Raw genomic sequence first — 10,145 nt, forward strand, 5'->3', positions numbered from 1 at the left:
CTTCAGCCATGATTTTGCACATCCTTTTCCGCAACACGCATCCATTCATGATTCGCCGCCTTTTCCTCCATTTTATCTGTTTGCCCGCCATCGCGCTGCTTGCGTTGGCCGCCGCGCCCGGCGCCCGCGCGCAAGTCCGGGCCTCGCTCGTGTCCGCCGATGCATCCGTGCAGCCGGGGCGAGCCTTCACCGTCGCGCTCAAGCTCGAGCACCAGCCGCACTGGCACACGTATTGGATCAACGCCGGCACCGGCTACCCGACCTCGCTCGCCTGGGAACTGCCCGAGGGCTGGCAGGCGGGCGACATCCGCTGGCCCGTGCCCATTGTCATCAAGGATCACACCGGCACCGTGACCGGCAACGGCTACGAAGCCATCACGCTGCTGCCCGTCACGCTCACGCCGCCGAAAGACCTCAAGCCCGGCGAAACCGTCACCTTGCGCGCGAAAGCCGACTGGCTCATGTGCGCCGATGTCTGCGTGCCCGGCGACGCGACCGTCACGCTGACCTTGCCCGTGAGCACCGCCGCGCCCGCGCCGGATGCCGTCGTCACCGCCGCGCTCGCCGCCACGCCGATGCCGCGGGCGCCCGACGGCTGGCGCGTGTCCGCGACGCGCCACACCGGCGAAAAGACGGTCGCGCTCGCCTTCGCCGCCGAAAAAAACAAAGCCGCCGCGCCCGCGCTCGCGACGCTCTCACCGCATTTTTTCAGCATCGACGCGCTCATCCAATACGACCAGCCCCAGACCGTGATGACGGGCGAGGCGGGCGCGGTCGTCACGTTCACCCTTCCCGTTTCCGATGCCTACGAGGGCGACGGCGCGCGGCTGGCCGGGGTGCTCGCGTATGACCGCGACGGCGCGCGGCATGGCTTCATCATCGACGTGCCTATCCAAAACGGAGCGGCGGCGTCCTCGCCGCCGAATCGGAGCGACGGCGGGGACGCCGCCGCCCCGGCGGACGCGTCCGCCAGTGCCTCCGCCGGATTCGTGGGCACGCTCTTCCTCGCGTTTCTCGGCGGGCTGGTGCTGAACCTCATGCCGTGCGTGTTTCCCGTGCTCGGGATAAAAATCCTCGGTTTCGTCAACCAGGCCGGGGCCGACCGCCGCAAGGTCACGCTGCACGGCGTGGCGTTCACCGCCGGCGTGCTCGTCTCGTTCTGGCTGCTCGCGGGACTGCTGCTCGTGCTGCGCGCGGGCGGGCAGCAACTCGGCTGGGGTTTTCAACTCCAGTCGCCCTCGTTCGTGTTTTGCATGGCGGTGTTCATGCTCGTGTTCGCGCTCAACATGAGCGGCCTTTTCGAAGTCGGCCTGTCCGCGACCGGCGTCGGCGGGCAGTTGCAATCGAAAAACGGCTACACCGGCTCGTTCTTCACCGGCGCGCTGGCCGTGCTCGTCGCCACGCCGTGCAGCGCGCCCTTCCTCGCGCCCGCGCTCGGCGCCGCGCTCGCGCTCAGCGCGGGCGAGTCCGTGCTCGTTTTCACCGCCATCGCCATCGGCCTCTCGGCGCCTTACCTGCTGCTCTCGATTTTCCCCGGGGCGGTGAAATTCCTGCCGCGTCCCGGCGCGTGGATGGAGACGTTCAAGCAGCTCATGTCCTTCCTGCTTTACGCGACGGTCGGGGCGCTGCTCTGGGTGCTCGCCGCGCAGACGGCGGACAGCGATTACGCGCTGCTCTGGGTTTTGTTTGGCTTTGTCCTCGTCGCGATGGCGGCCTGGGTTTACGGACGCTTCGGGCAACCCTACGGAAGAAAGCCGGCGCGCCGTGCCGCCGGCCATGCGGCCGCGCTCGTGCTCCTTGCCGGGGGCGTGTGGCTCGGCTGGCCGAAATCTCCCGCCGACGAACCCGCCGCCGGTGCGGCGGGCGCACCGCAGGTCACGTGGGAAAAATGGACCCCCGACGCCGTCGCCGCCGCGCGGGCCGCGGGCAAGACCGTGTATGTCGATTTCACCGCGCGCTGGTGCGCCACCTGCCAGACGAACAAGCTGCTCGTTTTCAAATCCGAGGAGGTGCTGCGCCACTTCAACGACAACGGCATCGTCACGCTCAAGGCCGACTGGACGACCCGCGATCCGCAAATCACCGCCGAACTCGCGAAGCACAACCGCGCCGCCGTGCCCTTCAACCTCGTTTACAAGCCCGGCCAGCCTGAGCCTCTCGCGCTTCCCGAAATCCTCACCCCGGGCATCGTGCTGGAGGCGGTGCGGTGACGGCGCGCTTCGCGCGCAAATCCCAAATCCCAATGGCCAAATCCCAAAAAAATTCCAAAGCCCGAAACTCCAAAAAAACAAAGACCGCGCCGGCGCGGTGGAGTGAGAAATCGGCCGCTCCCCAATGAAAATCACCCTTTGCTTGGAGGGCCGAGCTCCCGCGAGGCCGTCACGGTTATACGCGACGTTTTTCCGCGACGGCCTCGCGGGAGCTCGGCCCTCCAGACGAGTAAATTTCATTCGGCATTGGTATTACCCAAACATTCCCAGAGGCAGTTCGCGCCACCGGGTGGGTTCCACGCCGGCGAGGTCGAGCGGGCCGAAATGCGTGCGATGCAGCGTCACGACCGCGCAGCCCTGGCTCGCGAACATGCGCCGCACCTGGTGGTAGCGCCCCTCGGTCAGCACGATGTCGGCGGTGGCGGGGCCGTGGATGCGCAATTCGGCGGGCGCACAGGGCGCGGCTTCGCCCTGAAGGACGAGCGTGCCGGCGGCAAAAAGCGCGGCCAGCCCGGGAGGGATCGGTTTGTCGGTCGTCACCCGGTAGGTTTTGGGCACCTTGTGCCTCGGTGAAGTGAGGCGGTGGACGAGCGCGGTCTGGTCGGTGAGAAGCAGCAGGCCGCTGGTGTCCTTGTCGAGGCGTCCGATGCTGGTGACTTGCGGATTGCGCGCGCGCCAGCGTTCGGGAAGCAGGCTGTAAACATTGGGGCCTTCGCGCGGATCGTGCGAGCAGACGAGCCCGGTCGGCTTGTGAAGCAGGAGCAGCAGCCCGTCGGGATGATCGAGCGGTTCGCCATCGACGAGCACATCGGCCGCCCGGACTTTCAAGGAGGGGTCGGCGGCCGGAGCGCCGCGGTGGGTGACGGCATGGGTTTTGAGAAACGCGCGGGCCTCCCGTCGTGAGCAATAGCCGAGGTTGGCAAGAAGCTGGTCGAGTCGGCGCATGACGGAAAAAGGAGTGTTCGCATCCTCATGCGCAAATCGAGGATAAACCCCAAAGGGAGATTTTATCCTCCCATGAATCTTTCCTCTTTATTCTTTCTCTTTCCTCTTTCTCCCAAAACGCCTGGCGAGGAGAGAAAGAGGAAAGAGAAAGAATAAAGAGGAAAGAGTGCCGGATTCCTGTTTGACGGATTGTCCCAAAACAGCCCCCAAAAGCCCCAAGGCCGGCCCGTGGGGGAGACTCGCGGCAAAGGGCGCTGCCTGTTACCTGAGATTGTGCGAGGTGTAAATCTGACGGCGGCCTTCGAGCGCCCACATTTGCATGAGGGCCTCCACGGAGGGCGCGGGAGTGCGGATTTCCGCGATTTTCGCCTTTGGGCCAAGCGTCACGAAAATCGACGCGGCAATCGCCGCCAGCACTTCGGGGGTCACGGCATCGGCTTCGGCTGGCGCCGGGGTGGCAGCGGCTTTCGTGGGAGCGGCGGCCTTCGCAGTGGCGGGAGCATCGGGATGCGTGGCGGCGAGCAGGCGTCCGACCAGCGCCACCAATCCGATAAAGACCGCCACGCCGGCCAGGATGGCAAAGAGGGCGAGTCCCTTGTTGTCGAAAAGCACGGGGGGCTGGTTCTGGGCGGCGGCAGAGGCGGTCGCGAGGATAGGGAATGAGAGCAGAAGGTTCATTTTGCTGTTTGGTTTTGGAAAATTGGCGAAAAGACGAACGATGGAAAGAGCGGACCCGGATGGTGAGTGAAGGGAGGAGCTACCTTTTTACGGCGGCGGCCGGCGCGGCGGATTCAGGGGTATTTTCCGCGGCGGCGTCCGCGGCGGCGGTGTTCGCCGCCCAGACGCGTTTGCGGACGCCGAGGGCGATGACGAGCAGGCCGAGTCCGGCGGCGGCGTGGCCGGTGGCGGCGGCAAAGCCGCGCGCGGGTTCCGCAAGGCCGGGCGCGATAAAGCGCGCGGCGAGCCCGCCGGCGAGCGCGAGCACCGTCCCGGCGACCCAGTGCGCGACGGGAAACGGCGCGCGCGCCACCGTTTTTCCCGGAGCCGGGCTGTCGGTGGCGGGCGCGTCGTGCGGCTGGTCGTTCGGAGACGTCATGGGTTGCGAGGTGCCGCGTTTGGCGTTTGGCCGGCCGGCACCTCAGAGGGTGGGCTGGATCAGCGACACGTAGATGCCGGTAATGATCGCGGTGGTGATGACGCCGGAGATGTTGGCCCCGAGGGCCTCGGGCAGCACGATGGAGTGGGGGTTCGCCTTGGAGACTTCCTTTTGCGCGACCTTGGCCGTGCTCGGCACGCAACTGACGCCGGCGATGCCGATCACGGGGTTGATTTTGCGCCCGCTGAAGAAGTAGGCGCAGTAGCCGCCGATGACGCCGCCCACGCCGGAGATGAGCAGCGAGAGCACGCCGAGGACGAGCAGCATGATGACCTTCGGGTCGAGGATGGTCGAGGCCTCGCACATGACGCCGAGAAGCACGCCGAGGAACATGGTCGCGCCATAGAGGAAGACGTTCTCAATGAGTGTAGAGAAGAATTTCAGGCCGGACTCGCGGACGGCCACGCCGAGGAAGAGCGAGAAGAACAGCGGGGCCGCCGAGGGGAACAGCAGGCAGAGCACCGTGCAGGCCACGACGGCGAAGGCGAGTTTCTCGCCGGAGGTGATTTTCACCGCGGGGCGGGGAGGCAGCTTGATGGCGCGCAATTTTTCCGGGATGAGGGCGCGGATGAGGTAGGGATAGCCGCCATACACGAGCCCGAGGTAGAGGTAGGCGACGATGGTGATGGGGACGAAGAGCTTCGGGGCCATCTTGAGCGCGCCGAAGAGGACCATCGGGCCGTCCGCGCCGCCGACCAGTGCGATCGCGGCCGCCTCGCCGGGGAAAAACCCGAGGGCGATCGCGATCGGGAAAACGACGATCGTGCCCAGCTCGCAAAAGAGCGCCATCACGATGCTGAGGAAGGGCCGCGCCAGCACGAAACCGATGTCGAGCAGCACCCCGATGCCCATGAACACGAGGCAGGCGATGAGGTTGTTGCCGAAGGTGAAGTTGAAAATAGGCTGGAGAAAATCTATGCCGGTGAGCGCGACGATTTTGTCGGGCGTTTCCACGAGGGGCGACATGAAGAGAGTGCCGTGCATTTTTCCGGCGGCGGCGGTGGCGACGGCCTGCGCTTGCGCGGCGGCGTCGGGGAGCGGCGCGCTGCCGCTGACGATGATGCCCGCCGTGGTGGGGTCGAGGAAGAGCACGCCGGCGTTCACGGCGCACATGGCCAGTCCCATCGGAATCATGAGCAGCGGCTCAAGCGTGCCCTTTTTGCCGAGGTAAACGAGCAGCATGCCGAGGAAAATCAGCACGATGCGCATCCAGGCGACGGCGGGGTTGTTCGCGAAGGAATCGAAGAGCGTCGTCAGCCCTTGGAAGATATCGAGGATGTTCTGGAAAGTCATGGCGGCGGGTCCTGTTGCTTAGTTGTCCTTGAGAAAGGCCCGGAGAACCCGGGAAAGTATGCTGATGAGCAGCGCGACCAGAATGCCGATGACCGTCGCCACGCCGTAAACGATGAGGGCCTTGACGATGGCGTCCATGAAGGTTGTTTCCATGTTATTGTTGGTTTGTTGGTTAAAAAAGAAGCACGATGAATCTCGAATGGCTGGGAGCCGCCTTGCTTTCCTGGAGTCCGCCACGGGTGCGAAACAGGCCAGAATGACAAAAAACAACTCCAAGCATACACCCTGCCACCAAGCGGGATGTCTTTGAAGGTCAATATATTCATCAATGCAGTAATGAGCGGCTGTTTTACTGCTTAGAGCCAAAACTAATGACAGTTTCCCGAAATGTCCACGGACACATGCGCAATTTCCAAGGAGCGGGGCCATCGCACTTCAGTGCCCATCCGGCAGCACGGGGCGGCGGATTCGCCGTCTGGTTTCCGGCCTTTTTTGCCGGCTGTTTACAGAAATAGCGTTGCCCGCTCTCCGGCCCGCCTATTTCGTCGGGCGCGCCGCTTATGCAACCGGCGGCACAAAAACCATTACGATGACAAAAACGCCCGGCGATATTCTCAGGAGTTGGATTCATTGCATCAATGAAGGCGACCTCGATGGCGCGCTTTCCTTCTACAACGAAAAAGCGCTTTTGATACCGACATTTGCCAGCCGCCTGCTGGGACGGCCGGAAGGCATCCGCGACTATTTCGAGCGGCTTTGCGCCCGCGAGGACCTGAGCATTGCGCTTCACGAGAAAACCGTCGTGGCGCAGCCGGTCGCGGACTCGATTTATGCGCTGAGCGGCATCTATTGCTGGCGGTTTGCCATCGACGGCGAGATGCTGAATTTCGAGGCGCGCTTCAGCTTCGTTCTGGATCTTTCGCAAACGGCCCCGATCCTGCACCACCACTCCTCGCAAATCCCGCGCACGCTGTAGCCCGGGAGCCGTCGCCGCGTGTCGCATGGGGCTGCCCGCGTGGCAGGATTAAAAAACCACTGATGTGGGATTGTTGCGCCCGGCATGGGCGGGGCATTTTGTCCGGACTGCCCCCGGACCATGGCAGGTTCCGGCCCTGTGCCGGCTTCCGGCGGCAAAACCCATCGCATGATCACGCCCCAACTTCTGGAAAGACATGCGGCCTTCTGGAAAGGCCGCGGCACGGCTCCCTTGATCGGGAGCATGGCGAAAAAGCATTGGAGCAAAAACCCCTATCCGGTCGGCGCGAAGGATCTTATCTGCGAACCGAGGATGATCCAGGCGCATGAACTGGAGCTTCGCAGACTGATCGGCGTCAAGGACGCCGAATCCGGCGGCCCGCCCGGCGACCTCATCAATCCCGTGGGCATCCGCTATCCCGAGGCGTGGATGGAGGCGTTTCTGGGGTGCCCGATCTTTGCGTCCGAGACCAGTTGCACCGCCAAGCCGTGCCACTCCGGTTGCGGCGAGACGCTGGCCGCGTTTGACCGCGAGGCGGTCTTTGGGTCGGCCTGGTTTGCCAAGGCAAAAGAAAGCGTGGCGACCGGGGACACGCTGGCGGGCGAGGCGCTGCCGACGCGCCAACTGCACTTGCGCGGAATCATCGACATGCTGACCGCGGTCATGGGCGAGACGAACTTGTGCATGGAGGTTTATGACAACGCCGGGGAACTCGACCGCCTGGCGAAAACCTACGCGGAATTTTATATCGACGCGGCCAAACGGCTGCTGGCGCTGCGGAAGCGGTGGCGCGGCGGGTGTGTCTCGACCTGGCGGTTGTATTATCCGGGCGAATTGCTGGATTATCAAATCGACGCCTCCAGCCTCTTTTCGAAGGAGCAATACGAGGAGCATTTTCTTCGCCATGACGAGCGGGTGATCGACCAGTTCGAGGCGTCGATCGTGCACTTGCACACCTGCGGGCTGCATCACCTCGAATCGGTTTTGAAAATCAGGAAGCTCTCCGCCATCGAGATCAACCTCGACCGGGAAAGCACGGCATGGGAACCGGAGCGCATCATCCGGGCCGCCAACAGAATCCAGGAGGCGGGCAAAAGCGTGATTCTGGTGGGACGTTTGAATCGCGGCGAGCTGGACGGCGTCATATCCAAAACCAATCATCGCGGGCTCGCGATTAATAATTGGTTCGCGGAAGAGTTATAGGAAGATGCGCCTTGGGCGCATCTCTTGGAATATTGTATTTATTTTTTGGAGCAACGGCCTCCGCGCGTGGCATTTTTAACCTGTCAACTGATTTTCCGAAATAACCTCCCGCCTTGCAGCGGCAGATGGGATATTATTCTGGAACCGGCATGATCAAGCCTTGCGGCCCGGCAGGGTGAATCCCGCCACCTCGTGCGGGATATAGCTTGCCTCGAGCCGTTGGATTTCTTCCGCCGACAACTTCACTGTGATCGCCGCGATGGCGTCTTCAAGCTGCTGCACCTTGGTGGCGCCGACGATGGGCGCGGTGACGACCGGCTGGTGCAGCATCCATGACAGCGCGATTTGCGCTTGCGGCAGCCCGCGCTGCTTCGCCAGCGCCGTAACGGCGTCGATGACCTTGCGATCGGCTGCCTCGGTATTGGCGTAGAGCGTTTTGTCGAACTGATCGGAGGAAAGGCGCTTGGTCGGCTCGGCATGAGAGGGGCGCGCCAGGCGTCCGCGCGCCAGCGGACTCCAGGGAATGACGCCGACACCTTCTTCCCTGCACAAGGGCAGCATCTCGCGCTCTTCCTCGCGGTAGAGAAGGTTGTAATGCGGCTGCATGGAAACGAAGCGCGACCAGCCCTTCTGCTTCGCGATTTCCAGCGCCTTGCAGAACTGCCATGCCGCCATGCTGGATGCGCCGATATAGCGCGCCTTGCCGGCTTTCACCACGTCGTGCAGGGCTTCCAGTGTTTCCTCGATTTGCACGTTGGGGTCCCAGCGGTGGATCTGGTAGAGGTCGACATAATCCATGCCGAGGCGCCGCAGGCTGTTGTCGATTTCGGCGAGTATCGCCTTGCGCGAGAGACCCTTGCCATTCGGCTCGTCGCGCATCTTGCCATGCACCTTGGTGGCGATGACGACCTCGTCGCGTTTTGCGAAGTCACGGATGGCGCGCCCCACGATTTCCTCGCTCGCACCGAGCGAATACACATTCGCGGTGTCGAAAAAGGTGATGCCTTTTTCAAGCGCGGTTTTGATGAAAGGGCGGCTCTCGTCCTCCTTCAAAACCCATTCATGCGTGCCTCTGCCGGGATCGCCATAGCTCATGCAGCCGAGGCAAATGCGCGAAACTTTGAGACCCGATTTTCCAAGTTGGATGTATTCCATGGTCAAATCCTTTTCAGAGAGGAGCGGACCACCTTTTATCGTATCGCATGAGCGGTCAACGGGATTTTATCCGCCCGCGCCGCCACCATGCATTGCGCTGCTTCGATTACGCGCGGGATCGGGTAGGGGCGCAAAGATCGCCATGGTTACGCTGGCCTCGAAGAGGCCGGGCAATCAATGCCGGGGTGATCGAGGTTGAGGCGGCGTTTGTTCGCCGCCGGGCCGTATTTTTACCGGTCCGTTGGGAAGGCTCTTTTGCGGACCGCATGAAATAATCTCCCCAGTAGTCTTTTCACGCTCCCATCGAGAAATCATCCACCTCATATGCGGATATTCCTCCGGAAAAATAATAATAATCATCATCTTCAAACGCGGCATTTGGCGCCATGGCCATGCTGTTCAGCAAATGCCCAATCGCCTTGCTCCTGCTTGTTATTTTCTTCCCTGGAATGATTCGTTATTTCCCTTGGAGATGCTTTTAGGAATTAGAGTATTTTCGGCTTATTTTGTCGCATCCTTAAATGACGCTCAAATCACCGTTCCCAGATAATGAAACCTGAAAAGTGCAACCCAATAGGTTGCACTCCCTCCTGAAAGCGAAAAAATAAACCGGAAACACCCTGGATGAATCGGCCGTAGGGCTCGACCTTGCGTCGAGCCGCGGATGCATGGGCATCCACGCATGGCAAATCAACGATTCGGCGTCCGAGGAGATTTGCTGCCGGGTTCTGCGCTCGCGGCCTGACGCAAGGTCAGGCCCTACGGGCGGCCTGATTACAGGCGACAAATTAAAACGAAAAAATGCCCTGGTGGGCTTTTTTAGAAATCCATTGAATGTTTCCTGATCACCATATCAATATTTCTTATATCACGATTTATATGTTTGATTTCCTCTTGGGAAAACTCATCGAAAATCGAAAAATTCTCCAAAAAAACGCAATATTGACCTGGTTTCAGATAAATGGGTCTGTCCGCAATCTTTGTAATGACCGCGAAACCCTCATCCTGGACAATCTCGGGGCGGTATTTATTATGGTCAAATATGACCGCCATGGTATCCTCGCTGGAAGATAATAATACAGTGTATGCCACCCCGCTGTTTATCAATGAGAACCCGCTCCGCGTCTCATGGGTGATCTTTTTCATACATGAACACGCCAGCAGGCACATGGCGATGAGCGGGAATAGTAATTTCATGGAGTCAGGC

General features: G+C 61.6%; 10 protein-coding genes. 3 read left to right on the forward strand and 7 right to left on the reverse strand.

Annotated elements, in window-relative coordinates:
* Positions 1-47: 47 nt before the first annotated feature.
* The gene (locus tag OH491_RS17585) at positions 48-2,210 is read left to right on the forward strand and encodes a thioredoxin family protein (RefSeq protein ID WP_068771095.1); all 2,163 of its coding nucleotides are present in this window, start codon (positions 48-50) and stop codon (positions 2,208-2,210) included.
* A gap of 252 nt (positions 2,211-2,462) precedes the next feature.
* Here OH491_RS17585 and OH491_RS17590 read toward each other — a convergent pair whose 3' ends face one another.
* From OH491_RS17590 to OH491_RS17610, 5 genes are all read right to left on the reverse strand, one after another.
* On the reverse strand, positions 2,463-3,155 hold the full coding sequence (locus OH491_RS17590) for a pseudouridine synthase (protein WP_068770296.1): 693 nt from the start codon (positions 3,153-3,155) through the stop codon (positions 2,463-2,465).
* Between the two features lie 261 nt (positions 3,156-3,416).
* A complete protein-coding gene (locus tag OH491_RS17595; protein ID WP_068770295.1) occupies positions 3,417-3,833 on the reverse strand; it encodes a hypothetical protein in 417 nt (138 codons plus the stop codon).
* A 79-nt stretch (positions 3,834-3,912) separates the two neighbouring features.
* Positions 3,913-4,251 (reverse strand): hypothetical protein, encoded by a 339-nt coding sequence (locus OH491_RS17600; protein WP_068770294.1) that lies wholly within the window; start codon positions 4,249-4,251, stop codon positions 3,913-3,915.
* 42 nt (positions 4,252-4,293) lie between these two features.
* Entirely contained in the window at positions 4,294-5,604 is a 1,311-nt protein-coding gene (locus tag OH491_RS17605; protein WP_068770293.1) for a sodium ion-translocating decarboxylase subunit beta, read from the reverse strand.
* An 18-nt stretch (positions 5,605-5,622) separates the two neighbouring features.
* On the reverse strand, positions 5,623-5,757 hold the full coding sequence (locus OH491_RS17610) for a hypothetical protein (RefSeq protein WP_334319286.1): 135 nt from the start codon (positions 5,755-5,757) through the stop codon (positions 5,623-5,625).
* 436 nt (positions 5,758-6,193) lie between these two features.
* Here OH491_RS17610 and OH491_RS17615 point away from each other — a divergent pair, with 436 nt between their 5' ends.
* Positions 6,194-6,580, forward strand: a complete 387-nt coding sequence (locus tag OH491_RS17615; RefSeq protein WP_068771094.1) for a DUF4440 domain-containing protein — start codon at positions 6,194-6,196, stop codon at positions 6,578-6,580.
* Between the two features lie 168 nt (positions 6,581-6,748).
* Positions 6,749-7,783: a hypothetical protein gene (locus tag OH491_RS17620; protein ID WP_145928775.1), complete on the forward strand. Its 1,035-nt coding sequence runs from the start codon at positions 6,749-6,751 to the stop codon at positions 7,781-7,783.
* A gap of 153 nt (positions 7,784-7,936) precedes the next feature.
* Here OH491_RS17620 and OH491_RS17625 read toward each other — a convergent pair whose 3' ends face one another.
* Together OH491_RS17625 and OH491_RS17630 are read right to left on the reverse strand one after the other, a co-directional pair.
* A complete protein-coding gene (locus OH491_RS17625) occupies positions 7,937-8,938 on the reverse strand; it encodes an aldo/keto reductase (RefSeq protein WP_068770291.1) in 1,002 nt (333 codons plus the stop codon).
* Positions 8,939-9,757: 819 nt separating this feature from the next.
* Entirely contained in the window at positions 9,758-10,135 is a 378-nt protein-coding gene (locus OH491_RS17630; RefSeq protein WP_145928774.1) for a hypothetical protein, read from the reverse strand.
* Between the last annotated feature and the right edge of the window lie 10 nt (positions 10,136-10,145).

This window comes from Termitidicoccus mucosus, assembly GCF_038725785.1.
GTDB classification, from domain to species: Bacteria; Verrucomicrobiota; Verrucomicrobiia; order Opitutales; family Opitutaceae; genus Termitidicoccus; species Termitidicoccus mucosus.

What these genes read in the sequence shown, in the direction of transcription:
- OH491_RS17610 (WP_334319286.1), bottom strand. Translation starts at nt 5,757, where the DNA reads ATGGAAACAACCTTCATGGACGCCATCGTCAAGGCCCTCATCGTTTAC.
- OH491_RS17585 (WP_068771095.1), top strand. Translation starts at nt 48, where the DNA reads ATGATTCGCCGCCTTTTCCTCCATTTTATCTGTTTGCCCGCCATCGCG.
- OH491_RS17605 (WP_068770293.1), bottom strand. Translation starts at nt 5,604, where the DNA reads ATGACTTTCCAGAACATCCTCGATATCTTCCAAGGGCTGACGACGCTC.
- OH491_RS17590 (WP_068770296.1), bottom strand. Translation starts at nt 3,155, where the DNA reads ATGCGCCGACTCGACCAGCTTCTTGCCAACCTCGGCTATTGCTCACGA.
- OH491_RS17630 (WP_145928774.1), bottom strand. Translation starts at nt 10,135, where the DNA reads ATGAAATTACTATTCCCGCTCATCGCCATGTGCCTGCTGGCGTGTTCA.
- OH491_RS17615 (WP_068771094.1), top strand. Translation starts at nt 6,194, where the DNA reads ATGACAAAAACGCCCGGCGATATTCTCAGGAGTTGGATTCATTGCATC.
- OH491_RS17625 (WP_068770291.1), bottom strand. Translation starts at nt 8,938, where the DNA reads ATGGAATACATCCAACTTGGAAAATCGGGTCTCAAAGTTTCGCGCATT.
- OH491_RS17595 (WP_068770295.1), bottom strand. Translation starts at nt 3,833, where the DNA reads ATGAACCTTCTGCTCTCATTCCCTATCCTCGCGACCGCCTCTGCCGCC.
- OH491_RS17600 (WP_068770294.1), bottom strand. Translation starts at nt 4,251, where the DNA reads ATGACGTCTCCGAACGACCAGCCGCACGACGCGCCCGCCACCGACAGC.
- OH491_RS17620 (WP_145928775.1), top strand. Translation starts at nt 6,749, where the DNA reads ATGATCACGCCCCAACTTCTGGAAAGACATGCGGCCTTCTGGAAAGGC.